This is a genomic window from Streptomyces deccanensis, assembly GCF_022385335.1.
In the GTDB taxonomy this organism is placed as follows: domain Bacteria; phylum Actinomycetota; class Actinomycetes; order Streptomycetales; family Streptomycetaceae; genus Streptomyces; species Streptomyces deccanensis.
In genome coordinates this window covers 4887736-4912998 of record NZ_CP092431.1, presented here as the reverse complement: position 1 = coordinate 4912998, position 25263 = coordinate 4887736, and the positions used below count along the sequence as shown (strand labels likewise).

At 70.1% G+C, this 25263-nt stretch carries 19 protein-coding genes and 5 tRNA genes; 11 read left to right on the top strand and 13 right to left on the bottom strand.

Annotated elements, in window-relative coordinates; genetic code table 11:
• Positions 1-48: 48 nt before the first annotated feature.
• Positions 49-624, bottom strand: a complete 576-nt coding sequence (locus tag L3078_RS21910; RefSeq protein ID WP_239755690.1) for a Uma2 family endonuclease — start codon at positions 622-624, stop codon at positions 49-51.
• 133 nt (positions 625-757) lie between these two features.
• Between L3078_RS21910 and L3078_RS21905 the strand changes: the two genes are divergently transcribed.
• The 4 genes from L3078_RS21905 to purM all read left to right on the top strand — a co-directional run bounded on the left by L3078_RS21905 (position 758) and on the right by purM (position 5177).
• Positions 758-1555 carry a maleylpyruvate isomerase family mycothiol-dependent enzyme gene (locus tag L3078_RS21905; protein ID WP_239755689.1) on the top strand — a complete coding sequence of 266 codons (798 nt, stop codon included), beginning with the start codon at positions 758-760 and terminating at the stop codon, positions 1553-1555.
• Between the two features lie 54 nt (positions 1556-1609).
• Positions 1610-2428, top strand: coding sequence for an META domain-containing protein (locus tag L3078_RS21900; RefSeq protein ID WP_239760412.1), 819 nt, complete (start codon positions 1610-1612; stop codon positions 2426-2428).
• Between the two features lie 84 nt (positions 2429-2512).
• Complete coding sequence (gene purF, locus L3078_RS21895) at positions 2513-4039, top strand: amidophosphoribosyltransferase (protein WP_239755688.1); 1527 nt, start codon at positions 2513-2515, stop codon at positions 4037-4039.
• Positions 4040-4106: 67 nt separating this feature from the next.
• On the top strand, positions 4107-5177 hold the full coding sequence (gene purM, locus L3078_RS21890; protein WP_239755687.1) for a phosphoribosylformylglycinamidine cyclo-ligase: 1071 nt from the start codon (positions 4107-4109) through the stop codon (positions 5175-5177).
• Positions 5178-5394: 217 nt separating this feature from the next.
• Here purM and L3078_RS21885 read toward each other — a convergent pair whose 3' ends face one another.
• Positions 5395-5649 (bottom strand): DUF3073 domain-containing protein, encoded by a 255-nt coding sequence (locus L3078_RS21885; protein ID WP_239755686.1) that lies wholly within the window; start codon positions 5647-5649, stop codon positions 5395-5397.
• 311 nt (positions 5650-5960) lie between these two features.
• Positions 5961-7055 (bottom strand): Leu/Phe/Val dehydrogenase, encoded by a 1095-nt coding sequence (locus L3078_RS21880; RefSeq protein ID WP_239755685.1) that lies wholly within the window; start codon positions 7053-7055, stop codon positions 5961-5963.
• 223 nt (positions 7056-7278) lie between these two features.
• Here L3078_RS21880 and L3078_RS21875 point away from each other — a divergent pair, with 223 nt between their 5' ends.
• Positions 7279-8136: a DUF8083 family protein gene (locus L3078_RS21875; protein ID WP_239755684.1), complete on the top strand. Its 858-nt coding sequence runs from the start codon at positions 7279-7281 to the stop codon at positions 8134-8136.
• Between the two features lie 612 nt (positions 8137-8748).
• Positions 8749-8955 carry a developmental transcriptional regulator BldC gene (gene bldC, locus L3078_RS21870; RefSeq protein WP_003949541.1) on the top strand — a complete coding sequence of 69 codons (207 nt, stop codon included), beginning with the start codon at positions 8749-8751 and terminating at the stop codon, positions 8953-8955.
• A 520-nt stretch (positions 8956-9475) separates the two neighbouring features.
• Here bldC and L3078_RS21865 read toward each other — a convergent pair.
• From L3078_RS21865 to L3078_RS21830, 8 genes are all read right to left on the bottom strand, one after another.
• The gene (locus L3078_RS21865) at positions 9476-9664 is read right to left on the bottom strand and encodes a DUF6274 family protein (RefSeq protein WP_239755683.1); all 189 of its coding nucleotides are present in this window, start codon (positions 9662-9664) and stop codon (positions 9476-9478) included.
• Positions 9665-9908: 244 nt separating this feature from the next.
• A tRNA-Asp gene (locus tag L3078_RS21860) sits at positions 9909-9983 on the bottom strand.
• A gap of 97 nt (positions 9984-10080) precedes the next feature.
• Complete coding sequence (gene hrpA / locus L3078_RS21855; RefSeq protein ID WP_239755682.1) at positions 10081-14058, bottom strand: ATP-dependent RNA helicase HrpA; 3978 nt, start codon at positions 14056-14058, stop codon at positions 10081-10083.
• An 81-nt stretch (positions 14059-14139) separates the two neighbouring features.
• Positions 14140-15771, bottom strand: a complete 1632-nt coding sequence (locus L3078_RS21850) for a hypothetical protein (protein WP_239755681.1) — start codon at positions 15769-15771, stop codon at positions 14140-14142.
• A 72-nt stretch (positions 15772-15843) separates the two neighbouring features.
• Positions 15844-15917: transfer RNA gene (locus tag L3078_RS21845), tRNA-Phe, on the bottom strand.
• Positions 15918-15941: 24 nt separating this feature from the next.
• Positions 15942-16016, bottom strand: a tRNA-Asp gene (locus L3078_RS21840).
• 35 nt (positions 16017-16051) lie between these two features.
• Positions 16052-16124 (bottom strand) — tRNA-Glu (locus L3078_RS21835).
• Between the two features lie 80 nt (positions 16125-16204).
• Positions 16205-17866: a metallophosphoesterase family protein gene (locus tag L3078_RS21830; RefSeq protein ID WP_420864084.1), complete on the bottom strand. Its 1662-nt coding sequence runs from the start codon at positions 17864-17866 to the stop codon at positions 16205-16207.
• Positions 17867-17940: 74 nt separating this feature from the next.
• Between L3078_RS21830 and L3078_RS21825 the strand changes: the two genes are divergently transcribed.
• The 5 genes from L3078_RS21825 (at position 17941) to L3078_RS21805 (ending at position 23673) form a co-directional block, all read left to right on the top strand.
• Positions 17941-18291 (top strand): metallopeptidase family protein, encoded by a 351-nt coding sequence (locus L3078_RS21825; protein WP_009327618.1) that lies wholly within the window; start codon positions 17941-17943, stop codon positions 18289-18291.
• A 229-nt stretch (positions 18292-18520) separates the two neighbouring features.
• A complete protein-coding gene (locus L3078_RS21820; RefSeq protein ID WP_239755680.1) occupies positions 18521-19051 on the top strand; it encodes a hypothetical protein in 531 nt (176 codons plus the stop codon).
• Positions 19052-19462: 411 nt separating this feature from the next.
• On the top strand, positions 19463-21658 hold the full coding sequence (locus L3078_RS21815) for a DEAD/DEAH box helicase (protein WP_239755679.1): 2196 nt from the start codon (positions 19463-19465) through the stop codon (positions 21656-21658).
• A gap of 166 nt (positions 21659-21824) precedes the next feature.
• A complete protein-coding gene (locus L3078_RS21810; protein WP_239755678.1) occupies positions 21825-23405 on the top strand; it encodes an amino acid permease in 1581 nt (526 codons plus the stop codon).
• A gap of 195 nt (positions 23406-23600) precedes the next feature.
• Positions 23601-23673, top strand: a tRNA-Lys gene (locus tag L3078_RS21805).
• 133 nt (positions 23674-23806) lie between these two features.
• On the opposite strand, the gene L3078_RS21800 is transcribed toward L3078_RS21805, so the two are convergent.
• Both L3078_RS21800 and L3078_RS21795 read right to left on the bottom strand, forming a co-directional pair.
• On the bottom strand, positions 23807-24469 hold the full coding sequence (locus L3078_RS21800; RefSeq protein WP_338059514.1) for an arsenate reductase ArsC: 663 nt from the start codon (positions 24467-24469) through the stop codon (positions 23807-23809).
• A complete protein-coding gene (locus L3078_RS21795) occupies positions 24462-25157 on the bottom strand; it encodes an arsenate reductase/protein-tyrosine-phosphatase family protein (protein WP_239755677.1) in 696 nt (231 codons plus the stop codon). The genes L3078_RS21800 and L3078_RS21795 overlap by 8 nt, the downstream gene beginning before the upstream one ends.
• Between the last annotated feature and the right edge of the window lie 106 nt (positions 25158-25263).

Sequence of the window (25263 nt, the reverse complement as noted above, 5' to 3'; positions counted from 1 at the left end):
CCCGCCCGGATCGGTACGTCCGGGCGGGGCTTCGCCATGTCCTCGGGGTCAGCGGACGTAGTTCTTGAGGATCTCTGTGTCCAGTTCGATGTTCATCGGGCCGGGGATGCGGACCTTCTCGCCGAACTTCGCGATGCGTACGTCGCGGTAACCGCCGACCTGCCGGTCCGGGCCGCTGTGCACGGTGAGGGTGCACGAGTCCCGGTCGATCAGCAGATACAGGGGGATCCCGGACTGCCCGTACGCCGCGGGCTTCTCGTGCCGGTCCCGCCGGTCGGTGTCGGAGTCGTACGAGGTGACCTCGACGACCATGAGGGCACCGTCGGGGTCGGCCCACTCGCCGTGTCCCGCGAAGTGGGCCTCGGGCGCGATCACGGCGTCCGGCCTCGCTCTGCCGCGCCGGGAGGTCTCCACGCGGAGTCCCCGGTCATGACACAGGTCCAGGTCGGGCCTCGACCGCATACAGCACCGGGCCAGCCAGGCCACGATAGTGCCGTGGTCCCCGTCCGTCGCCTTCTTGACCCCGATCCGCCCGCCGACGAACTCCAGCGCGACGGTCTCGGGGGCGGCAGCGGCGATCGTTTCGAAATCCTCCACCGACATCTGGGACGTGCGCTCTGCCATGGCCGTCGGACCGCCTCCCTCCTGGCGAAAAGGCCAGTGTCGCCGGGGGACCGCCGGAGCGAGGCGCACCCCGCCTTCGATCATCCTTCCGGGTGACCCTCCCGCCCGCCCCGCCCTCCCCTACGCTCACTCCATGCCCCCCGCCAGGAAACGCCCCCGCGCCTACGACCCCGCCAAGACCCGCAAGGCGGTGCTGGCCCAGTTCGAGAACGTACGGGAGGCGGTGGGCACCCTCACCGCGGAGCAGCTCGCCTCGCCGACGCGGCTCGGGGAGTGGACCGTGCGGGACCTGGCCGCGCACCTCACCATGGCCGTGGAGAGCGTCAGCCGGGCCCTGGAGCGGCCGGAGCCCCCGAAGGCCGAGCTGAACGCGCTCGACTACCCCTCCGCGACCGCCGCGCACGCCGCTGCCATCGCGGAGAGGAGCCACGAGCTGGCCGAGGCCCACCCCGTCCTCGCCGCCCTCTACGCGGACGTGCAGCGGCGGCTCGCAGACGCGCTCGAGGCAGCCCCGCAGGGCCGGATCATCGACACTCGGGCCGGCGGCATGCTGCTCGACGACTACCTGGTCACCCGCACGATCGAGCTGGTCGTCCACACCGACGACCTGAACGCCGCCGTCCCCGGCCTCGACGTCCCCTTCGACCGGACCGCCCTCGCCACCTGCGTCCGGCTGCTCGCCGACACCCTCGCCGCCAGGGCGCCCGGTGGCTCCACGGAGGTGCGGATCCCGCCGTACGCCGTCGTGCAGTGCGTGGAGGGGCCCCGGCACACCCGGGGCACCCCGCCGAACGTCGTCGAGACCGACCCGCTGACCTGGGTCCGGCTCGCGACCGGCCGGGTCGAGTGGGCCGCCGCCCTGGACGGCGCCCAGGTCAGCGCGAGCGGCGAGCGGGCGGACCTGAGCGGGCTGCTGCCCCTGATGCGCTGATCCGGGCCACGAAACCCGGTGGAACCACCCACGCACCCCACCCGTCCCACCGCCATGGACAAGCGACTGACCCTCACCGCCCTGGCACTGCTCCCGCTCCCGCTGCTCGCGGCCTGCGGCACCGAGTCGGCCGGCGACTCCGGCAGCGGCAACGTCGGCTCGGCCGCCACGAAGTCCTCGGTCACCGGCGTCCGCTGGAAGGTCGACAGCCTGACCGTGGGCGGGAAGACCCAGAAGGCCCCCGACAGCGCCTACCTGAAGATCGCCGACAATGGTGACGTCGACGGCAACTACGGCTGCAACACCTTCGGCTCCACCGCTGCCTTCGAGGACGACGGCATCGACTTCGAGACCGCCCGGTCCACCGAGATGGCCTGCGGCGACGCCCCGATGACGTTCGAGAAGAGCTTCGCCCACACCCTCGACACCGAGACGTTCACGGCCGCGACCACCGGCGACGGCAAGCTCACCCTCACCACCGGCGACGGCGACACCGTCGAGCTGACCGAGGAGAAGCCCGCGGAGCTCTACGGCACCACGTGGCGGATCGACTCCCTCACGGACCACGACGTCGCCACCTCGCTCCCCGAGGCCGCCCGGGGCAAGGCCTGGTTCACCCTCGACAAGAAGGCGGGCACCCTCAGCGGAAGCGTCGGCTGCAACGACATCTCCGCGAAGGCCACGGTGAGCGAGGACGAGATCACCCTCGGCAACCCGCGGACCACCCGCAAGATGTGCTCGGATTCACTCATGGCCGCCGAGCGCAGCCTTCTGGAGCTCTTCAAGGGCACGGTGAAGTATCGGATCGATCACCGCGGCATCACGCTGACCAGCGAAAACAACACGGGTGTCGGAGCCGTCGCCGACAAGTGACCTGCGGAGGGCCGCAGTCGGGGACCGGGGCGGGCGAGATCACCGGATTCGGACCGGTGCGCGATCTCGCCTACACTCGGTGGCGTGCCACGTGGTGACGGACGACTCAACCACGACCTTCTCCCCGGCGAGAAAGGCCCCCAGGACGCGTGTGGCGTCTTCGGTGTCTGGGCCCCGGGTGAAGAGGTCGCCAAGCTCACGTACTTCGGGCTCTACGCCCTCCAGCATCGGGGCCAGGAATCCGCGGGTATCGCGGTCAGCAACGGCTCCCAGATCCTCGTCTTCAAGGACATGGGCCTCGTGTCCCAGGTCTTCGACGAGACCTCGCTCGGTTCCCTCCAGGGTCACATCGCGGTCGGTCACGCCCGCTACTCGACCACCGGCGCCTCCGTCTGGGAGAACGCCCAGCCCACGTTCCGTGCCACCGCGCACGGCTCCATCGCGCTCGGCCACAACGGCAACCTGGTCAACACGGCCCAGCTCGCCGAGATGGTCGCCGACCTGCCCAAGCAGGAGGGCCGTACGCCGCGCGTCGCGGCCACCAACGACACCGACCTGCTCACCGCGCTCCTCGCGGCCCAGGTCGACGAGGACGGCAAGCCGCTGACCATCGAGGAGGCCGCCCACACGGTCCTCCCGCAGGTGCGCGGTGCCTTCTCCCTCGTCTTCATGGACGAGCACACCCTCTACGCCGCCCGTGACCCGCAGGGCATCCGCCCGCTGGTCCTCGGCCGGCTGGAGCGCGGCTGGGTGGTCGCCTCCGAGTCCGCCGCCCTCGACATCTGCGGCGCGAGCTATGTCCGCGAGATCGAGCCGGGCGAGTTCGTCGCCATCGACGAGAACGGCCTGCGCACCTCGCGATTCGCGGAAGCGAAGCCCAAGGGCTGTGTCTTCGAGTACGTGTACCTGGCCCGCCCGGACACCGACATCGCCGGCCGGAACGTGTACCTCTCCCGCGTGGAGATGGGCCGCAAGCTGGCCAAGGAAGCCCCTGTCGAGGCCGACCTGGTCATAGCGACCCCGGAGTCCGGCACCCCGGCCGCCATCGGTTACGCGGAGGCCTCGGGCATCCCGTTCGGTGCGGGTCTGGTGAAGAACGCGTACGTCGGACGTACGTTCATCCAGCCCTCCCAGACGATCCGCCAGCTCGGAATCCGGCTGAAGCTGAACCCGCTCAAGGAAGTCATCAAGGGCAAGCGCCTGGTGGTCGTCGACGACTCGATCGTCCGCGGCAACACCCAGCGCGCACTGGTCCGGATGCTCCGCGAGGCGGGCGCCGCCGAGGTCCACATCCGGATCTCGTCCCCGCCCGTGAAGTGGCCCTGCTTCTTCGGCATCGACTTCGCCACCCGTGCCGAACTCATCGCCAACGGCATGACGATCGACGAGATCGGCACCTCCCTGGGCGCCGACTCCCTGGCCTACATCTCCATCGACGGCATGATCGAGGCGACCACCATCGCCAAGCCGAACCTCTGCCGCGCCTGCTTCGACGGCGAGTACCCGATGGAGCTGCCGGACCCCGAGCTGCTCGGCAAGCAGCTCCTGGAGACCGAGCTGGCGGCCGGACCCGCCGCCACGGCCGCGGCCGACGCGATCCGTCGCCCGTAAGACTGCCCGTAGACAGCCGGTAACACCTGCTTACCTGCCGCAGTACGACACGAAAGTTCTCACCGTCATGTCTGAGACAACTGGTGCCAGCTACGCAGCCGCGGGCGTCGACATCGAGGCGGGCGACCGCGCCGTAGAGCTGATGAAGGAGTGGGTCAAGAAGACCCGGCGCCCCGAGGTCCTCGGCGGCCTCGGCGGCTTCGCCGGCCTCTTCGACGCCTCCGCCCTCAAGCGCTACGAGCGCCCGCTGCTGGCCTCCGCCACGGACGGCGTCGGCACGAAGGTCGACATCGCGCGTCAGCTGGGCGTCTACGACACCATCGGCCACGACCTGGTCGCCATGGTGATGGACGACATCGTGGTCTGCGGCGCCGAACCGCTGTTCATGACCGACTACATCTGCGTCGGTAAGGTCCACCCCGAGCGGGTCGCCGCCATCGTCAAGGGCATCGCCGAGGGCTGTGTCCTCGCCGGCTGCGCCCTCGTCGGCGGCGAGACCGCCGAGCACCCCGGCCTCCTCGGCCCCGACGACTTCGACGTCGCGGGCGCCGGCACGGGCGTGGTCGAGGCCGAACGCCTGCTCGGCCCGGATCGTATCCGTACGGGTGACGCGGTGATCGCCATGGCGGCCTCCGGCCTTCACTCGAACGGGTACTCGCTCGTCCGGCACGTCCTGCTCAACCAGGCGGGCCTCTCCCTGGACGCCGAGATCGCCGAGCTCGGCCGCACCCTCGGCGCGGAGCTGCTGGAGCCGACGAAGATCTACTCGCTGGACTGTCTCGCCCTCACCCGCACCACCGAGGTCCACGCCTTCAGCCACGTCACCGGCGGCGGCCTGGCCGCCAACCTGGCCCGTGTGATCCCCGACACCCTGCACGCCACGGTGGACCGCTCCACCTGGACCCCGGCCCCGATCTTCGACCTCGTCGGCACCACCGGTCAGGTCGAACGCCTGGAGCTGGAGAAGACCCTGAACATGGGCGTGGGCATGATCGCCATCGTCCCCCAGGAATCGGCCGACGTGGCCCTGACCACCTTGGCGGACCGCGGCGTCGACGCCTGGGTCGCGGGCGAGATCACCGACCGCGCCGACCACACCACAGGCGCCGAACTGGTCGGCGACTACGCACGCGGCTGACCGGCGACGCATCCGGCCACGCCAAAGCGCCCCCGATGGGTCGAAGACCCAAAAGGGGCGCGGGGAACGGCGCGATCAGCCACGGGGAACCCGCGGCCGCGAACGCACAGTGACCCCCGAGCTCTGAGGCGCCCGGCCACTCCCAGCGGAGCGAACACGCACAAAACCCGGTCCGGCGGAGCAACCCGCCCGGACCGGGTGGAGCGCGGCTAGATCGTCAAGCGCCGCGACGATGAGAGGCGGGACCGGACTGATCGTCCTCGTCGTCCTCATCGTCGTTGTAGAGATCCGCGTACTGGGCGTACGGGTCGTCTTCGTCCTCGTCGTCCTCGAACGGCTCGCCGTTCGGCGGTTGGCTCGAAGTCGAAGCGCCCAGCTCGCTGGCCAGACGCGACAGGTCAGTCCCGCCGCTGTTGTACTTCAGCTGGCGGGCGACCTTCGTCTGCTTGGCCTTGGCCCGGCCGCGCCCCATGGCTCGACCCCCTCGGTGACGGGGCTCGACGGCCCCAGAGTCTTGACACGCGTTCATGATCTGGAACGGACTCTCCGTGGAGAGACCGGTCCGTAGGGCTTCCACGGTACCTGAGCCCACGCCCATACGGTACGTCGCCCGCAGGACGTGCCCGTGCCCAGAACCTGCGAGGAGCCCTTTCCCCGCTGGTCAACGGTGATTTTAACCGTTTCTGGGCGGGCGACCCGCCGTACGAAGTGAGAGTTCTCTCTAAAGCCGCCGCCGGGTACCGCGGGCGCCGCGCGGAAGCCGCGCGGCGCCCTCCCCGAGGCTCAGTGACCGCGTCCGGCGGCCGCCTCGTGCATCCGCTGTTCGGCGATCCGGTCGGCCGCGGCGGCCGGCGGAATGCCATCCGTCTTCGCACGTGCGAAGATCGCCAACGTGGTGTCGAAGATCTTCGCCGCTTTGCCCTTGCACCGGTCGAAGTCGAACCCGTGGAGCTCGTCGGCGACCTGGATGACCCCGCCGGCGTTCACCACGTAGTCCGGCGCGTAGAGGATCCCGCGGTCCGCGAGGTCCTTCTCGACGCCCGGGTGCGCGAGCTGGTTGTTGGCCGCGCCGCACACCACCTTGGCGGTCAGCACCGGCACGGAGTCGTCGTTCAGGGCCCCGCCGAGCGCGCAGGGGGCGTAGATGTCGAGTCCCTCGGTCCGGATCAGCGCGTCGGTGTGCGCGACGGCGGTGACGCCTGCCGGATGCCGGTCGAGGATGCGCCGTACGGCGTCCGCGCGCACGTCCGTGATCACGACCTCGGCGCCCTCGGCCCGCAGATGCTCCACGAGGTGGTGGCCGACCTTGCCGACGCCCGCGATCCCGACCTTGCGATCGCGCAGCGACGGATCGCCCCACACGTGCTGGGCGGAGGCCCGCATGCCCTGGTAGACGCCGAAGGCGGTGAGGACGGAGGAGTCTCCGGCGCCGCCGTTCTCCGGGGAGCGGCCGGTCGTCCAGCGGCACTCGCGCGCCACGACGTCCATGTCGGCGACATAGGTGCCGACGTCGCACGCGGTGACGTACCGGCCGCCGAGGGAGGCCACGAACCGGCCGTAGGCGAGCAGCAGCTCCTCGCTCTTGATCCGGTCGGGGTCGCCGATGATCACGGCCTTGCCGCCGCCGTGGTCGAGACCGGCCATGGCGTTCTTGTAGGACATGCCGCGCGCGAGGTTCAGGGCGTCGGCGACGGCCTCCGCCTCGGTCGCGTACGGGTAGAAGCGTGTGCCGCCGAGTGCGGGGCCGAGCGCGGTGGAGTGGAGGGCGATGACGGCCTTGAGGCCGCTGGCCCGGTCCTGGCAGAGCACGACTTGCTCGTGACCGCCCTGGTCCGAGTGGAACAGGGTGTGCAGGACGCCGTCAGATACTTCGGTCACTGTGGTGACTCCTGGGTAAGAAGCGGCGGTGGGTGACAGGCTCCCGTACGGGTGGCGGGGTCTGTGAGCATGAGATTAGAGCCTGCGTCCGCCGTACGGCGGCGCAGCCTCAGGATCACCCCCCACCCGGAGTACGGGCGTGGTGTGATCCGCACAGTTTTCCGGCTCGCCGGTGTGCGGGTTCGGCAGGTTTCCCCGGTGGCAGCCGGGGGAGGGAGCAGGCGTGCCCAAGGTGTCCTCGGTGATCGTCCCGTACGCGTCCTACCTCCGCGTGTACGAGCCGCTGGCGGCCTTCCCCGAGCCCGAGCGCGGCCACTGGGCCCGCTACGCCCGGCGCCCCGACCGCCCCTCCTACCAGGACGAGCTGCGCCGCTCGCTGGCCGACCTGCTGCCGACCCCGCCGGTGCCGGTGCCGGTGCACGAGAGCGACGACGCCTTCGTGCTGGAGGTCGACGGGGTGGTCTGTGTCTGTCCCTGGCGGACCCGGCTGCGGGGCTGGCAGGCGCTCGGCGACCTGGCCGAGGAGCTGCCCGCCCCGGTCCTTGACGCGGTGCTGCCGCCGCTGGTGCGCCACCAGGCGAGCCAGGACTACGAGCGCTGGATGGCCGGCAACCCGGACGCCCGGCCGTGGATCCGCACCGCGACCTGGCAGGTGCCGCTGAACTGGTTCGTCCTCGTCTCGGACGAGGAGCGCACGTACGAGAAGGGGTCGGGCGAGAAGGGATCCGGCGAGATCTCGCCGGTGCTTCGCTATCGCACTCCCATGGTGCAGGCCCGGCGGCGCGTGGCACGGGGGCTGCGGGCCCTGCGGGACGCCATCGACGAGGGGCCGCTGATCGACGGTCTGATCGACGTGGGCCGCTGGCTGGAGGAGTTCCATCCGCGCTCGCTCGTCGAGCTGGACTACGGCGGCCTCGTGCACGTCCTGCCTGCGGAGGAGCTGGACGGCGACCACTCCGCGGCCGATGTCGCCGAGGGCATCGAGGCCCTGCGCGGCGGGGACGGTCTCGCCGCCGGGGAGGCCTACGGGCGCCTGGTCGAGCGCTGGCGGGCGGTACGGGACCGGCGCTCGGCGAACTGAACCGGTCCGAACCGGTTGAACCGGCTCAACCTCGCGTCCGTACTTGTGACTTGTGAGGCCGGTGGGAAAAGGCTTTCCACGAAAGCCGAACCATGGTGAACTGTCCACCCTTGACCCAAGCTTGACGCAACGCAGTGACCTGCGGGTGTCATCGGGGGACGTAGGTCACCGATCCGGGCTTTTGTGTCAAGAAGCCGCCAAGCGTGACGGATTGCACTTACGCGGGCCTTGCCTCTTACGCACCTCCTCGTGTCAAAATAGGACAAGGAGCCCGGGGGAGGCTCCTTCTGCCCACGTAAGGGTGGAATCTCAGCATTGCACGCTATTGGGGGGTCTCGTGACTCCTGCACGCCACTGTGACTGATCGTCACAGTGGCGTGACTGTCCGCTATGGCATGGTCCATCGGCATCCGTCGCTGATGAACACCTGGGAGGGCAATTCCATCGGTTTGGCCGACGCGGCTGGACAGATGGTGTAGTTGTAGTGCCGAGGACAAGCCGTTCGTCCTATAACCGACTCGACTCGCGTCCGCCATTTCGGGCAACGCGGGTCAAGGTGCAGAATTTAGAGGAAAGAACCGAGAAGGTTCGGTTCTCCCGAGGAGGCCGCTCATGACCGCTCGCACCCCTGATGCCGAGCCGCTGCTGACCCCGGCTGAGGTCGCCACCATGTTCCGCGTCGACCCCAAGACGGTCACGCGGTGGGCGAAGGCCGGCAAGCTCACGTCCATCCGCACGCTCGGCGGACACCGCCGTTACCGCGAGGCTGAGGTCCGCGCACTGCTCGCGGGCATTCCGCAGCAGCGCAGCGAGGCCTGAACAACCGCATGACAGGGCATTTCGGCTGGTCCCCCAATCGGCCGGAAGCCTGAAAAGCACCGCTCAACAGCTTCGAACGACGCGGGTTCTGCCCCAACAGATCCCACGCCCGAGCCACACAGAGTTTTCCGGGAGGCGCAGGCTTCCCGGTCGTCGTCAGGCAAGCACCAAGGGTGCGTCGTAGATCGCGCTGGACTCCGCCGGGTCCAGCGCGATCTTTTTTGTGCCCTGAAGCAGTGGAATCGGCGGTTCCGGGTCCGGAACCGACGGGTTGTGCGCGGGCTTGTCGGACTCTGGGGAGGGGTGTCGGATCTCCTGTGCAGGACCCTGGAGACTGGTGCAATTGCACATATTAAATTGACCAGTTGTAGGGGACCGGTAAGAACCGGCGTTCCGAAAACTCGTTCAGTGACACCCGTCACATGCCGGGCTCCTTGTTGCCCGAGCGGCATCTGCGGTAGAGGGGACGGGAGTTGAGCGTGACACGCCCTCGCCGAGTGTGTTCCCTACGGGGCGCGTCTCACGCCTTGGCCGGCGTCTCCTCCTCCGTGGGGCCCTCGGCGCCGTCGTCGCCGGTGGGGTGCTCCGTCGCCAGCCGCAGCAGGCGGTGGCAGATCGGGCAGTGGCGGGTGAGATGGCGGTACGAGGAGGCGGCCGACAGGTGGGCACGGAGTAACGCGCGCGTCTCGTGCCGAGCGGTCGCCGCCATACGCCACCTCCGGGGTCTGTGGGCCCTGAATCTGAGGTACCGGCGGAATGTGACGCCGTCAACCCCCACGGCGTCGCGGGAGGGGCCGCAGGCTCCCTCCAGGGGCGCGGGGAACCGCGCGACCAGCCCCATGTGGCCCGCACCCGCCCAACAGCCTCAGTGTCCCGAGTTCTTGGGTGAACGCCCGCCGCTGCACACGGAAGAGGCCCGCATCCTCATCGGATGCGGGCCTCTCACGATCGTGCGGTCCTGACGGGATTTGAACCCGCGGCCTCCACCTTGACAGGGTGGCGAGCACTCCAAACTGCTCCACAGGACCAGGTTTCGCAGTCCGCGCCTTGTCGCCGCTGGCCTGCGAGAAGAGACTCTACAGGAGCGGTGGCCCCGGGTCGAACTCACCCGGTGTGCAGGGCCGATCACGGAATCGCAGCGTCGATCGCCTTCACGATCCGCTTGTCGGAGACGGGGTAGGCCGTGCCCAGGGCGTGCGCGAAGTAGCTGACGCGCAACTCCTCGAGCATCCAGCGGATCTCCTTGACGGAGGAGGGCACGGGCCGCCCCTGGGGCAGTTGTTCCAGCAGCCAGGCGTACTCGTCGCGCATCTCGTGGACCTTCTCCATCCGGGACGTGTCCCGCTGGGCGCCGGTCGGCATCTGCTGCAGCCGGCGGTCGGCCGCCACCAGATAGCGCATCAGGTCCGGCAGCCGGCGCAGCCCCGCCTCCGTGACGAACCCGGGCTTCACGAGGGCGTCCAGCTGGCCCCGTACGTCCGCGAGGTTGGCGAGGAGGGCCGTGCTGCGGGTCGACTTCAGGCGGCGTTCGCAGGCCTGCCAGGCGGCCAGCACCTGCTGCACCTGGCCGACCGTGCGGACCGTGGTGTCGACGATCTCCGCGCGGACCTTGTCGTACAGCTTCCGGTACGACGACTCGTCCCACGCCGGTCCGCCGAAGTCGGCGATCAGCTTGTCGGCGGCGGCCATCGCGCAGTCGTCGAACAGGGCCTGGATCGAACCGTGCGGGTTGGCCGACAGTGCCAGCTTCTGCGCGTTGGTGAGCTTTTCGCTCGCGAACTTCGCAGGGTTGACCGGAATGTTTCGGAGGATGAGCCTACGGGTGCCGTTCCACATCGCCTCCATCTGCTCCGCCTCCGTGTCGAAGAGGCGTACGGAGACGGTGTTCGCCGCCGGACCGTCGTCGACGAGGGCCGGATACGCCTTCACCGGCTGCCCGGCCCGGCGGGTCTCGAAGACCCGGGTGAGCGAGCCGATCGTCCAGTCCGTCAGGCCCGTCCGCTCCACTGACTCGCCGCCCTGGCGCTCGGCGGTGGCCGCGGCGGCCTGCGAGAGGGCCTTGCGGGCCTTCGGCCTCAACTGCTGCCGCAGCGCTTCCAGGTCCTTGTCCTCGGCGAGCTTCCTGCGCCGCTCGTCGACGATCCGGAAGGTGATCTTCAGATGGTCGGGAACCCGGGACCAGTCGAAGTCCTCGGGCGTCACCGGCACACCCACCATGCGCTTGAGCTCGCGGGCCATCGTCACCGGCAACGGCTCCTGGAGAGGGACCGCCTGGTCCAGGAAGCGCTGTGCGAAGTTCGGCGCCGGCACGTAGTTCCGCCGGATCGGCTTCGGGAGGGAACGGATCAGCTCCGTCACCACCTCCTCCCGCAGGCCCGGGATCTGCCAGTCGAAGCCCTCGTCGGTGACCTGGTTGAGGACCTGGAGGGGGATGTGGACCGTCACACCGTCCGCGTCGGCGCCCGGCTCGAACTGGTACGTGACGCGGAACTTCAGCTGTCCCTGCCGCCAGGAGTCCGGGTAGTCGGCCTTGGTGACCGCCTCGGCCGACTCCCGGATGAGCATCTCCCGCTCGAAGTCCAGGAAGTCGGGCTGCTCGTGGCGCTTGTGCTTCCACCAGGAGTCGAAGTGGGCGCCCGAGACGACATGCTCGGGGACCCGCTGGTCGTAGAAGTCGAAGAGCGTGTCGTCGTCGACCACGATGTCCCGGCGCCGGGCCCGGTGTTCCAGTTCCTCGACCTCGCTGAGGAGCTTGCGGTTGTCGGCGAAGAACTTGTGGTGCGTGCGCCAGTCGCCCTCGACGAGCGCGTTGCGGATGAACAGCTCGCGGCTGGCCTCCGGGTCGATCCGGCCGTAGTTGATCTTCCGCTGGGCGACGATCGGCACGCCGTACAGCGTGACCTTCTCGTACGCCATCACGGCCGCCTGGTCCTTCTCCCAGTGCGGCTCGCTGTACGTCCGCTTGAGGAGGTGCTCGGCGAGGGGCTCGACCCATTCGGGCTCGATCCGCGCGTTGACGCGGGCCCACAGGCGGCTGGTCTCCACCAGCTCGGCCGACATCACGAAGCGGGGGGGCTTCTTGAAGAGGGCCGAGCCCGGGAAGATCGCGAACTTGGCGTTCCGGGCGCCCAGGTACTCGTTCTTCCCCGAGCCCCTGCCGCTCTCGGCCCCGGCGTCCTTCACGTCCTTCATGCCGATGTGGGAGAGCAGGCCGGCCAGGAGCGAGACATGGATGTGCTGCTCGGGGGCGTCGTCCTCGTTGAGATGGATGTCCATCTGTTTGGCGACCGTGCGCAGCTGGCTGTAGATGTCCTGCCACTCACGGATGCGCAGGAAGTTCAGGTACTCCTGCTTGCACATCCGGCGGAACGACGACGAGCCGCGCTCCTTCTGCTGCTCGCGGACGTACCGCCAGAGGTTGAGGTAGGCGAGGAAGTCGCTGGTCTCGTCCTTGAAGCGGGCGTGCTGCTGGTCCGCCTGGGCCTGCTTGTCGGCGGGGCGTTCGCGCGGGTCCTGGATGGAGAGCGCGGCGGCGATCACCATGACCTCGCGCGCGCAGCCGTTCTTGTCGGCCTCGACGACCATGCGGGCGAGCCGGGGGTCGACGGGCAGCTGGGAGAGCTTGCGGCCCATCGGGGTGAGGCGCTTGCGGACGTCCTTCTGCGCCGGGTCGAGCGCGCCGAGCTCCTGGAGGAGCTGGACGCCGTCGCGGATGTTGCGGTGGTCCGGCGGGTCGATGAAGGGGAACTTCTCGATGTCGCCGAGGCCGGCCGCGGTCATCTGGAGGATGACGGAGGCGAGGTTGGTCCGGAGGATCTCCGCGTCCGTGAACTCGGGGCGGGCCTCGAAGTCGTCCTCGCTGTAGAGCCGGATGCAGACACCGTCCGACGTACGGCCGCAGCGGCCCTTGCGCTGGTTGGCGCTGGCCTGCGAGATGGCCTCGATCGGCAGGCGCTGGACCTTGGTGCGGTGGCTGTAGCGGCTGATGCGGGCGAAGCCCGGGTCGATGACGTACTTGATGCCCGGGACGGTCAGGGAGGTCTCGGCGACGTTCGTGGCCAGAACGATCCTGCGACCGGTGTGCGGCTGGAAGACGCGGTGCTGCTCGGCGTGCGAGAGCCGGGCGTAGAGGGGGAGGACCTCGGTGAAGCGGTAGTTCTTCTTGTTCAGGGCGTCGGCCGTGTCCCGGATCTCGCGCTCACCGGAGAGGAAGACGAGGATGTCGCCCTTGCCCTCGGCCTGCAGCTCCTCGACGGCGTCGCAGATCGCGGTGATCTGGTCGCGGTCGGCGTCGTCGGAGTCCTCTTCGAGGAGGGGGCGGTAGCGCACCTCCACGGGGTACGTACGGCCGCTGACCTCGACGATCGGGGCGTCGCCGAAGTGGCGGGAGAAACGCTCCGGGTCGATGGTCGCGGAGGTGATGACGACCTTGAGATCGGGGCGCTTGGGCAGCAGCTGGGCGAGATAGCCCAGCAGGAAGTCGATGTTGAGGGACCGCTCGTGGGCCTCGTCGATGATGATCGTGTCGTAGGCGCGCAGCTCGCGGTCGGTCTGGATCTCGGCGAGCAGGATGCCGTCCGTCATCAGCTTGACGAAGGTGGCGTCCGGGTTGACCTGGTCGGTGAACCGCACCTTCCAGCCGACCGCCTCGCCGAGCGGCGTCCGCAGCTCCTCCGCCACACGCTCGGCGACGGTGCGGGCGGCGATGCGTCTCGGCTGGGTGTGGCCGATCATGCCGCGTACGCCACGCCCCAGCTCCATACAGATCTTCGGGATCTGGGTCGTCTTGCCGGAGCCGGTCTCGCCCGCGACGATGACGACCTGGTGGTCGCGGATGGCGGCCGCGATCTCGTCCTTCTTCTGGCTGACGGGCAGCTGCTCGGGGTACGAGACGGCCGGTACGCGGGCGGCGCGCTCGGCCATGCGGGACTCGCCCTTGGCGACCTCCGCCTCGATCTCGGCGAGGACGGCGGCCCGGGCCTCGGGCTTACGGATCTTGCGCGCGCCTTCGAGCCTGCGCCCGAGCCGGTGCGCGTCGCGCAGCGACAGCTCGGCCAGGCGGGGGGCGAGGGCGCCGAAGGCGGGGGCAGGTGGCGTAGACATACGGAACCCAGGATCTCACCTCGACGAAACGAGGGGCGAACGCTTTTGCGTCCGCCCCTCGCCGTGTGCCTGTGATGCGCGTTACCGCACGTCGACGTAGTCCTCTTTCCCGCTGCCGACGAAATGCTTGCCGTCGGGGTACAGGAAGACAGGCACCCAGGTCCCGTCCTGCTGGGCCGTGAAGCCCTTGCTGAAGGAGCCGTTGGACTTCGAGGTGACCGTCGTCATCAGGTACCAGGTCTTCTTGCCACTGGGCCGGAAGAGGATCTGGACCTTCTTGGAGGCGTACGCCTTCCAGGTCGACGACCCGGCCTGGCGCTCCTGGAGGACACCCTTGACGGTGATCGTCCGGCCCTTGCGGATCGGCTCCGGCGAGGCGTTCGCGTCGTTGACCCGGGTCAGGGCCCGGTTCTTGCGCAGGGCGCCACTGGTGGTGCCCTTGACGTCGTACGTGCTGGTACCCGCGTACTTCAGCCGCCAGTAGCCGTCCGTGTGGCCTGGCAGGGTGGTGTGGAACTGCGAGTCGAAGTCCGTCTTGACGGTCTTCTCGGTGGTCCAGCCGGTCCTGCCGTTCGGCGAGTACTGGATGCCGACGCTCACCCGCTCGCTGTGGTCGTCCCCGACGATCCCGAGGGTGCCGGAGACGCTGAGCTCGGCGTACTTGTCCAGCGAGGCCGTGAAGCCCCGGAACTTCGTCGTCGCCGTGACCGCGACGGCGACATCGGCGGTGGCGGTGCGCTGGATCCAGGGGTTGTACGGGTACGGCCGGAAGGCCACCTCGTACACGGTCTTCTGGTACGGGCTCGCGGCGAAACTGAAGCGCCCGTCGGCGCCCGTCGTCGCCTCGATCGGGTTGGAGGTGCTGCTGTTCTTGTGGTCCATCTCCAGCGGGATGCCGGACAGTGGCTTCCACTCCGAGCCGCTCTGGTACTGCAGAGTGCCGGAGACCGTGATCCTGTCGCCGGCCGTGGGGTGGAAGCTGCTCTTGTCGAGGACGAAGCGGGTCGGTGCCGCCTTGGGCGTGATGTCGACCCAGGAGGTGGAGGCGTACCCGAGGTCGCCCTGGTACGTGGCCCAGGCCCAGCCGCCTTCCGCCAGTTCACGGGAGACGGAGAAGTGGCCCTTGTCGTCCGTGGTGGCGGTCGTTTCGATGCGCTGGCCGATCCTGAGACTTACGGAGGCTCCCGGCAGGGGCTCCGTCACGCGTGTGCTCGGATCGCGTACGACGAGGTCACCACTGACCGTGACCGTCTTGTCGTCGATGGTCGGCGCGGCCGGTGTGACGGTGAAGTCCTGGAGGACCGGCTGCTTGCGGTACCGCAGGGTGCCGGCGTCCTTCCGGACCGTGGTCTCTCCCGCGCTGGTCGTGGCCTCGACGTCGATCGTGTAGTCGCCGAGGGTGTCCAGGTGGACGGGCTGCGAGGACCACACGCCCTCCCAGCTGCTGATCCAGTTCGTCTGCTTGAAATCGGTGACCGTGGCCACCGGGGCGTCCGACTCGCCACTTCCGGCGGGGCGGAGCGTCGCGGTGATCTTCGCGACGTCCTCGCCGACGGCGCTGCCGTGGTTGAGACGTACGTCGATGGCCGCCCAGTCGCCGGAGTTGCCCGCTTCCTTGACCACCGGCGCCGCGGCGTGGGCCGTACCGGGTATCGCGAGCGCGGAGACCAGGACGGCGCCGGCCGTCACGAGTCCCCTGATGATCCCTCTCAAGAACCCCCCTCAAGGTTTCTCCACGAGCGACGAAAACCCCCACCGGTCATCCGGAGGGGGTTTCGTTCGATGTGGCTGGGGCCGGGGTCGAACCGGCGACCTATCGCTTTTCAGGCGATCGCTCGTACCAACTGAGCTACCCAGCCGCGATGTTTCACGTGAAACACCAGCGGTCCTGACGGGATTTGAACCCGCGGCCTCCACCTTGACAGGGTGGCGAGCACTCCAAACTGCTCCACAGGACCAAGAGGCGTACGACAGTGTCGCACACGTTCTTGCGTGCCCCCAACGGGATTCGAACCCGTGCTACCGCCTTGAAAGGGCGGCGTCCTAGGCCGCTAGACGATGAGGGCTATCGGCCCGCCTGGGCGCTTCTCAGCGCGTCGGGGACGTGAGAAGCATATGGGATGGCGGGAGGTATCGCCAAAACGGTTTACGGGCCGCCGGAGGGCTCGTCCGTCGACGTGGTTCCGGAGGGGGACGGGGAGCGCTCGTCCCCGGGTTCGGCACCCGGCTGGTTCTCCTTCGGCAGGTGGCGGCTGACCTCGGCCGTCGTCAGGCCCAGCCCGCCGAGTTTGATCTCGTCCCAGGCCTGCAGGCGCCGGGTGTCGCGGTCGAGGTACAGGACCGAGGCCTGGATGGGATCGGGGTACTTGCCCTCCACGGCACGCAGACCGCTGCCGCCGGTCGAGCCCTCGATGCGCAGACGGGTGCCCCGGTCGAGGATCTCCATCTCCGGGTGGTGCAGATGCCCGGCGAGCACGAGCGGGACCTCGCCGTCCGTCTCCCGGGCCGCGTCCGGGTTGTGGGCGATCGCGATGTCCACGGGGCTGCCCGCCGCCCTCTGCGCGCGCAGGGCGTCCGCCAGCTTCCGCCCGGCCACCTCCTCCGAGGGCAGGCCCGCCTTCTCGGTCGAGCGGTCCGGGGTGAACTGCGGGTCCCCGATCCCCGCGAAGCGCAGCCCGCCGACGGTCACCGCCTTGCCCTCGTCGAGGACGTGCGTGTGGTCGATGCCCTCCAGATAGCGCTGCGTCGCGCGGGAGTCGTGGTTGCCGCGCACCCAGACGTACGGCGCGCCGAGGTCGGCGATCGGGTCCAGGAACCCGTTCTCGGCGGCGCTGCCGTGGTCCATGGTGTCGCCGGAGTCCACGATGACGTTGATCTCGTACTGCTCCACCAGCGAGGCGATGATCTTCCAGCTCGCGGGGTTCAGATGGATGTCGGAGACGTGCAGGACGCGGATGGTCGTGGGGTCCGGCTGGTACGCGGGGAGCGTGGACGTGACGTCGTACAGCTTGGTCACGTTCGTGACCAGGCGGGCCAACTCCTTCTGGTAGATGTCGAATTCGGTGACGATGCTGCGCGCGTTGCCGACGAGCGAGGGCGCGGAGGAGAGCAGGCCCGAGAACTTGGGTTCCAGGACGGAGTTGGGGTTCCAGGTGGCGGCGGCCGTACCGCCCGCGCCGGCCAGCAGGACGAGGGCGAGGCCGCCCGCGGCGAGGGCGCGGCGGGGGCGGCGGAACACGGCGAGACCCAGCGTGGTGGCCCCGACGACGACGGCGACGCCCGACCGTACGGCCAGGTCGACGGTGCCGTGCCGCACGTCCGAGGCGATCTCCTCCTGCAGTCCGGAGATGCGCTCGGGGTGGTCGACCAGCGCCTGCGCCCGCTCCGGGTCGAGCTGGTCGACGTTCACGTCCAGGCGTACGGGGGCGTTGTGGCTGCGCAGTTCCAGGGCGCCGAGCGGGGAGACGTTGATCTTCGTGCCGCCGGTGAGGGACGGGCGCAGGGTCATCGTCGTGTTCATGGGACCGACGGGGGTGCGGACGTTGCCGACGATCAGCAGGCCCAGCCAGGCGCCGAGCAGCACGACCGCGACGAGGCCGAGCGCGCGCCCCCAGGGGTGGGGGTGGTGGACCAGTTCGAGGGTCGGGTGCGTGCGACGGGAGCGGTAGTGCCGGGCCAGGGCGCGGGGGGCCCGTGGCATGGCCCGGGAGAGGCGGCGGAGAGCGGTCCGCAGGGCGGTCCCGATGGCGTTGTCGGTCGGGTCGGCGTCGGTGGTGCGGGGGGCCGGGGCGGCGGGGACGCGTGCCATTGGTGCCGTATGCCCGGGGGTGAGGACGGATATGCGGGGGGCGAGTCGCGGGGGTCGTGCATGACAATGGCCGTGTGCTGGAGATGACGCGCGAGGAGTTCGAGGAACTGGTCGCCGAGGCGTTGGACCGGATTCCGCCGGAGCTGACGCGGCTGATGGACAACGTGGCGGTGTTCGTGGAGGACGAGCCGCCCGCCGACGATCCCGAGCTGCTCGGGCTGTACGAGGGGACTCCGCTCACGGATCGCGGGGAGTGGTACGCCGGGGTGCTGCCGGACCGGATCACGATCTACCGGGGGCCGACGCTGCGGATGTGCGAGTCGCGGGAGGACGTGGTCGCGGAGACCGAGGTGACCGTGGTGCACGAGATCGCGCATCACTTCGGGATCGACGACGCGCGGCTGCACGCGCTCGGGTACGGATAGCCGTTTCGGGGGCGGGTGCGCCGGGAGCGGGGGTACGTCCGGGCGGGCGGGGGCTGGTCGCGCGGTTCCCCGTGCCGCTGGAGGGGCGCGTCGGACGACCGGGGCTGTGAAGTGCGGCACTTCTGAGCCGCGTCACGCGCGGAGGGGCTTCCCGCCGCGCGTGTCCTCTTGTGGGCGGCGGGAGTTGGGCAGGGGGACTCCCCCTTTCGCCCCCTCGGAGGTGGCCGCCGTGCGCGCCTTGAACGTATCCGTCCGTCTGGCCGCCACGGTCCTGGCCGTCGCGGCAGCCGGCGGCTGTATGAGCGTGGGGGACGACGGGCGGAAACCAGGGCCGTCGCCCTCCGTGGGGCAGCGGGCCGGGGAGAAGCCGGACGGGGGCTCCGCGGTGACGGGCGGAGGGGGCCCGGGGTACGAGTCGGGGCAGGGCAAGCGCCGTGGCTCCGCCTCGCCCGACCCCTCCGCCGCCCGGCCCGCGTCCGCCTCCCCGTCGGCGTCCGGGGCGGCCGAGCCGTCCGGCCGGGCGACGCCGCCCAAGGGGGGCACGGACGAGGGGAAGGGGGAGCGGCCGGAGAAGCCCGAGCCGCCGAAGGGCGAGCCCACTCCCACGCCGACGGTCGTGCCGCCCGAGCCGGAGCCGACGAAGCCGGTGGAGCCACCGCCGTCGCCGGAGCCTTCGGCGGAGCCGTCGTCGTCCGCGCACGAGCAAGGGGCGCAGCTGGTGGAGCGGGAGCCGGCGCCGCAGGCGGGCAACACGGCGTAGGCCATGGGTGGTTGGGCCGGAAGGGGTGTGGTCTCGGAGTGGGCGTGGTCTCGGGGTGGGCGTGGAGGCGGGGCAGGGCGTCGTGCGCCTCGGCTCCTGTTGGATCCGCCACATCGCATCACCCCGCGCCTTCGGGGTCCCGCCCCGGATCTGCCGGAGGCGCCGCCCCCGCACCTTCCGTCGGAACTCCCGCGTCACCCCTGACCTGCGGATATCCGCTCAGTTTGCCTTGAGGGGTGGTGGGTGCGTATGGTGGTAGATCGTTTGATCCCATTTGCCCGGCGCCACCGCAGAGCGCGCCGTGTGGCGCGTACTCTCCCTTGCCGTGGCGGACCGCATAGAGGCGGTCGTGTGCGAATCACGGAGTTGACGGGCGCGTGCCGACGAGACTCCGGAAGGTTTCGCATACGCATGTCCATTTCCAGTACTGATCACGTCGTCGTGCCCGAGAACGGCGAGAACGACTCCGCCGAGACGGCGGCCCCCGAGGTCACCTTCGCGGACCTCGGTCTCCCCGAGGGCGTCGTGCGCAAGCTCGCGCAGAACGGCGTGACCACCCCCTTCCCGATCCAGGCCGCGACCATCCCGGACGCCCTGGCCGGCAAGGACATCCTCGGCCGTGGCCGCACCGGCTCCGGCAAGACCCTCTCCTTCGGTCTGCCGACCCTGGCGACGCTCGCCGGCGGCCGCACCGAGAAGCACAAGCCGCGCGCCGTCATCCTCACCCCGACCCGTGAGCTCGCGATGCAGGTCGCGGACGCGCTCCAGCCCTACGGCGACGTCCTCGGCCTGAAGATGAAGGTCGTCTGCGGCGGTACGTCGATGGGCAACCAGATCTACGCCCTGGAGCGCGGCGTCGACATCCTCGTCGCCACCCCGGGCCGCCTGCGCGACCTCATCAACCGCGGCGCGTGCTCCCTGGAGAACGTGCAGATCGCCGTCCTCGACGAGGCCGACCAGATGTCCGACCTGGGCTTCCTGCCCGAGGTCACCGAGCTGCTCGACCAGATCCCGGGCGGCGGCCAGCGCATGCTGTTCTCGGCCACGATGGAGAACGAGATCTCCACGCTGGTCAAGCGCTACCTGAGCAACCCGGTCACGCACGAGGTCGACAGCGCCCAGGGCAACGTCACGACCATGTCGCACCACATCCTGATCGTGAAGCCCAAGGACAAGGCGCCGGTCACCGCCGCGATCGCCTCCCGCAAGGGCCGCACCATCATCTTCGTCCGCACCCAGCTCGGTGCCGACCGTATCGCCGAGCAGCTGTGCGACTCCGGCGTGAAGGCCGACGCGCTGCACGGCGGTATGACGCAGGGCGCGCGTACCCGGGTCCTTGAGGACTTCAAGAAGGGCTACGTCAACGCGCTCGTCGCGACCGACGTCGCCGCCCGAGGCATCCACGTCGACGGCATCGACCTGGTGCTCAACGTGGACCCCGCCGGGGACCACAAGGACTACCTGCACCGGGCCGGCCGTACGGCGCGTGCCGGGCGTACGGGCACGGTCGTGTCCCTCTCCCTGCCGCACCAGCGCCGCCAGATCTTCCGGCTGATGGAGGACGCGGGCGTCGACGCCGGGCGTCACATCATCCAGGGCGGTACGTCGTTCGACCCCGAGGTGGCCGAGATCACCGGCGCCCGGTCGATGACCGAGGTCCAGGCCGAGTCCGCCGGCAACGCCGCGCAGCAGGCCGAGCGTGAAGTCGCTCACCTCAGCAAGGAGTTGGAGCGGGCCACGCGCCGCGCCGCGGAGCTGCGCGAGGAGGCCGACCGGCTGACCGCGCGTGCCGCGCGGGAGCGGGGCGAGGACCCGGAGGCGGCTGTCGCCGCAGCCACCTCGGAGGCCGCCGCCGTCGCCGTCGAGGCGGACGGCGCGACGGCCGAGGCCCCGGTCGCGATCGTGGAGCAGCCGGCCGAGCGTCCCTCGTACGACCAGCCGCGTCAGCGCCGCGAGGAGCGGGGCAGCGGGCACGGCGGCTACGACCGCGGTGACCGCGGTGACCGCGGTGGGTTCCGCCGTGACGACCGCCGCGACGGTGAGCGCGGTGGCTTCGACCGCCGTGACGACCGTCGGGACGGCGACCGTGGTGGCCGTTCGTTCGAGCGTCGTGACGACCGTGGTGGTTTCCGTCGGGACAACGACCGCCGGGACGGCGACCGTGGTGGCCGTTCCTTCGAGCGTCGTGACGACCGTGGTGGGTTCCGTCGGGACAACGACCGCCGGGACGGCGACCGTGGTGGCCGTTCCTTCGAGCGCCGCGACGACCGTGGCGGCTTCCGCCGGGACAACGAGCGTGGCGGCTTCGAGCGTCGTGACGGTGAGCGCGGTGGGCGTTCGTTCGAGCGTCGTGACAACGACCGTGGTGGGTTCCGTCGGGACAACGACCGCGGTGGCCGTTCCTTCGAGCGTCGCGACGAGCGTGGCGGGCACCGGGGCAGCGACCGCCCGTTCAACCGCGACCGCCAGGGCGACCGTCCGGGCTTCCGCTCCGGTGGCCACGAGCGTCCGCACGGCCGTCGTGACGACCACCGTGGCTCCGGCACCGGCACCGGCTCGTCCTTCGGCCGCCGGGACGACAAGCCGCGCTGGAAGCGCAACGGCTGACGATAGGTGAGACAGCGAAGGGCCCGTACGACTCCGGTCGTACGGGCCCTTCGGGCTTGGTCCCGCCGGTGCGCCCTCCGTCGCCCCTCGCCCTTCCCCCTCTCCCGCCGGTTTTCGGCCACGGTGTGGCGCATGTCACGTCCCTGGAGCGGGAATTGCTGGGGGCATGACAGATGACGACATAGCCCGTGGGGCAGCCGGGGCTTCGGTCCCGGACTCTGTGTCGGTCTCGGTGTCCGACGAGGAACGGCTCGCCCAACTGGGCTACACGCAGGTCCTCGCCCGCCGTATGTCCGCGTTCTCCAACTACGCGGTCTCCTTCACGATCATCTCGGTCCTGTCCGGCTGTATGACGCTCTACCTCTTCGGCATGAACACCGGCGGGCCAGCGGTGATCACCTGGGGCTGGGTCGCGGTCGGGCTGATGACGCTCTTCGTGGGTCTGGCCATGGCCGAGATCTGCTCGGCCTACCCGACCTCCGCTGGCCTGTACTTCTGGGCGCACCGTCTGGCGCCGCCGCGCAGCGCGGCGGCCTGGGCCTGGTTCACGGGCTGGTTCAACGTGCTCGGCCAGGTGGCCGTGACCGCCGGCATCGACTTCGGCGCCGCGTCGTTCCTGGCGGCGTACCTGAACCTGGAGTTCGGCTTCGAGGTGACACCGGGCCGCACGATCCTCCTCTTCGCCGCGATCCTGCTGCTGCACGGCCTGCTGAACACCTTCGGCGTCCGGATCGTCGGTCTGCTGAACAGCGTCAGCGTGTGGTGGCACGTGGTGGGTGTGGTCGTCATCGTCGGCGCGCTCGTCATCGTCCCCGACAGCCATCAGTCGGCGTCCTTCGTGTTCACCGAGTTCGTCAACGAGACGGGCTGGGGCAGCGGGCTGTACGTGGTGCTGCTGGGGCTGCTGATGGCGCAGTACACCTTCACCGGGTACGACGCCTCCGCCCATATGACCGAGGAGACGCACGACGCGTCGACGGCCGGCCCCAAGGGCATCGTCCAGTCCATCTGGACGTCGTGGGTGGCGGGCTTCGTCCTCCTGCTCGGCTTCACCTTCGCCATCCAGTCCTACGACGGCGCGCGCGAGTCGGCGACGGGGGTGCCGCCCGCGCAGATCCTGCTCGACGCGCTCGGCGCGACCGGCGGCAAACTGCTCCTCCTCGTCATCATCGGCGCGCAGCTCTTCTGCGGCATGGCCTCCGTGACCGCCAACAGCCGCATGATCTACGCCTTCTCGCGCGACGGCGCCCTGCCGTTCTCACGCGTCTGGCACACGGTCAGCCCCCGCACCCGCACCCCCGTGGCGGCGGTCTGGCTGGCGGCGGGCGGCGCGCTCGTCCTCGGCCTCCCGTATCTGATCAATGTCACCGCGTACGCCGCCGTCACCTCGATCGCGGTGATCGGCCTCTACATCGCGTACGTCATCCCGACCCTGCTGCGGCTGCGCAAGGGCGACGCGTTCGAGCGCGGGCCCTGGCACCTGGGGCGCTGGTCGCGGGTGATCGGCGTGATCGCGGTGGTCTGGGTCCTCTTCATCACCGTCTTGTTCATGCTCCCGCAGCTCTCCCCGATCACCTGGGAGAACTTCAACTACGCCCCGGTCGCCGTGCTCGTGGTGCTGGGCTTCGCGGCGATCTGGTGGGCCGTCTCCGCCCGCCACTGGTTCCTCGACCCCGAGCAGGGGCGCGAGCGCGGTGTGACGCGGGAGGCGGGGCGGAAGGGGGCGTCGGGGCCGATCGACACGTGATCCCGTGGCCGGGCCGGGCTCCCGTCGTGGGTCGGCTCCGGGGCCCGGCCCGGCCAACTCGCCCGACTTCCGCCGATCTTGCGCCCGTTCTGTTCTCCGGCGAACCTTTTTACGGCCCTCCGACGCGGCCGGGACACCGATACCCGATCGGACTCCCGGCCACGTCCGGCTATGCTCGGGGAGGCAACATCGCCTGGGCCCTTAGCTCAATTGGCAGAGCAGTGGACTTTTAATCCATTGGTTGTGGGTTCGAGTCCCACAGGGCCTACCGGCGCGGGGGAAGGGAAACCCCTTCTGACCTGCTACGCGGCGTCCGGGTCGACTTCGGTCGGCTCGGACGCTTCCTCGTTTCCGGGGGCCTGCGCAGCGCTGCCGGCCGACAAGCTCTGCCGCACCCGCAGTCAGTTCCGCACCGGGACCCCGAGTTCGTCGAGCAGCCCGCGGACGCGGCGCTCGATCTCGTCGCGGATGGGGCGGACGCCGTCGACGGTCCTGCCCTCGGGGTCGTCCAGGGTCCAGTCGAGGTAGCGCTTGCCGGGGAAGACGGGGCAGGCGTCGCCGCAGCCCATGCTGACGACGACGTCGGCGGCGCGGACGACCTCGTCGGTCCACGGCTTGGCGTACTCGCGGGAGATGTCGATGCCGCGTTCGCTCATCGCGGCGACGGCTGAGGGGTTGACCTCGTAGCCGGGTTCGGAGCCGCCCGACCACGCGACGGCGCTGTCACCGGCGAGGTGCTGGAAGAAACCCATGGCCATCTGGCTGCGCCCGGCGTTGTGGACGCACAGGAACAGGACGACGGGCTTGCCGTCGGTGTGGTGGCCTTCGACCTTCGCGAGGGCGCGCAGGCGCTGGCGGGCGAAGCGTTCGGCGATCAGGGGGAGGTAGTTGGGGACGGTGCTGCGGCCGGCGAACTGGTCGTAGCTGGTGTGCAGGAAGCGTTCGATGGTCTCCTGGCCGAAGACACCGTCGAACTCCCGGCTCAGGTGGCCGGCCGCGGTGCGCAGGGCGAGTTGCTGGTCGACGCTCAGATTGCGGTGCGGGGTGGACGCGGTCTCAGTCATCGGTGCCTCCAGGAGGGCGGACGGCGGGAGCCAGCCGGTCGACCCGGTCGGCGAGATCACTCAGGGCGTCGGCGAAGGCGTCGTCGGTGCCGGTGCGGGTGGGATCGGGGACCGACCAGTGCAGGCGGTCGGGGACGCGGGGGCCGAGTTCTTCGTGGGCGTTGTCGCAGACGGCGACGACGAGGTCGTCCGGGCGGAGCGTCTCGTCGACGTGGGAGGTGCGGGCGGGGGCCAGGGAGAGGCCGTGCCGGCGCGCGGTGGCGACGGCTCGCGGGTGTACGCGCTGCGCGGGCCTGGTCCCCGCCGAGGCGGCCGGGATGGTGCTGTGGCGCTTCCAGAGGGCGACGGCGAGGTGGGAGCGGGCGGAGTTGTGGGTGCAGACGAACACCACGCGAGGCGCGGTCCGCAGGGGGGCGGGCATCGTGTCGGCCAGGGCTTCCGCGCGTAGCCGCAGATAGGTGCGCCTACGGTCTCCTTCGGAGCGGGACCGCTCGACCAGGCCGACCTGGTCGAGCAGCTTCACATGGTGGGCGAGGAGATTGCTGGGCAGGCCCAGCTCCTCGCCGAGTTCGCCGGGCGAGGCGTCGCCCAGCAGCAGCCGGTCGATGATCGCCAGGCGGGCGGGCTCCCCCAGCGCCGCGTGCCGTTGCGCGCGTGCCACCGTCGATGCAGACCACTCAGCGTTCATTGAGTCAATGTTCGTTGAGCTATCTCCTCCCGTCAATGGAGGCTGCGGCACGCCCCCGGGCCGGGGTCTTCAGAGGGCGCACGAGGGGGCGTCAGACCAGGTGGGC

What these genes read in the sequence shown, in the direction of transcription:
- L3078_RS21910 (WP_239755690.1), bottom strand. Translation starts at nt 624, where the DNA reads ATGGCAGAGCGCACGTCCCAGATGTCGGTGGAGGATTTCGAAACGATC.
- L3078_RS21905 (WP_239755689.1), top strand. Translation starts at nt 758, where the DNA reads ATGCCCCCCGCCAGGAAACGCCCCCGCGCCTACGACCCCGCCAAGACC.
- L3078_RS21900 (WP_239760412.1), top strand. Translation starts at nt 1,610, where the DNA reads ATGGACAAGCGACTGACCCTCACCGCCCTGGCACTGCTCCCGCTCCCG.
- purM (WP_239755687.1), top strand. Translation starts at nt 4,107, where the DNA reads ATGTCTGAGACAACTGGTGCCAGCTACGCAGCCGCGGGCGTCGACATC.
- L3078_RS21885 (WP_239755686.1), bottom strand. Translation starts at nt 5,649, where the DNA reads ATGGGGCGCGGCCGGGCCAAGGCCAAGCAGACGAAGGTCGCCCGCCAG.
- bldC (WP_003949541.1), top strand. Translation starts at nt 8,749, where the DNA reads ATGACCGCTCGCACCCCTGATGCCGAGCCGCTGCTGACCCCGGCTGAG.
- L3078_RS21865 (WP_239755683.1), bottom strand. Translation starts at nt 9,664, where the DNA reads ATGGCGGCGACCGCTCGGCACGAGACGCGCGCGTTACTCCGTGCCCAC.
- hrpA (WP_239755682.1), bottom strand. Translation starts at nt 14,058, where the DNA reads ATGTCTACGCCACCTGCCCCCGCCTTCGGCGCCCTCGCCCCCCGCCTG.
- L3078_RS21830 (WP_420864084.1), bottom strand. Translation starts at nt 17,866, where the DNA reads ATGGCACGCGTCCCCGCCGCCCCGGCCCCCCGCACCACCGACGCCGAC.
- L3078_RS21815 (WP_239755679.1), top strand. Translation starts at nt 19,463, where the DNA reads ATGTCCATTTCCAGTACTGATCACGTCGTCGTGCCCGAGAACGGCGAG.
- L3078_RS21810 (WP_239755678.1), top strand. Translation starts at nt 21,825, where the DNA reads ATGACAGATGACGACATAGCCCGTGGGGCAGCCGGGGCTTCGGTCCCG.
- L3078_RS21800 (WP_338059514.1), bottom strand. Translation starts at nt 24,469, where the DNA reads ATGACTGAGACCGCGTCCACCCCGCACCGCAATCTGAGCGTCGACCAG.
- L3078_RS21795 (WP_239755677.1), bottom strand. Translation starts at nt 25,157, where the DNA reads ATGAACGCTGAGTGGTCTGCATCGACGGTGGCACGCGCGCAACGGCAC.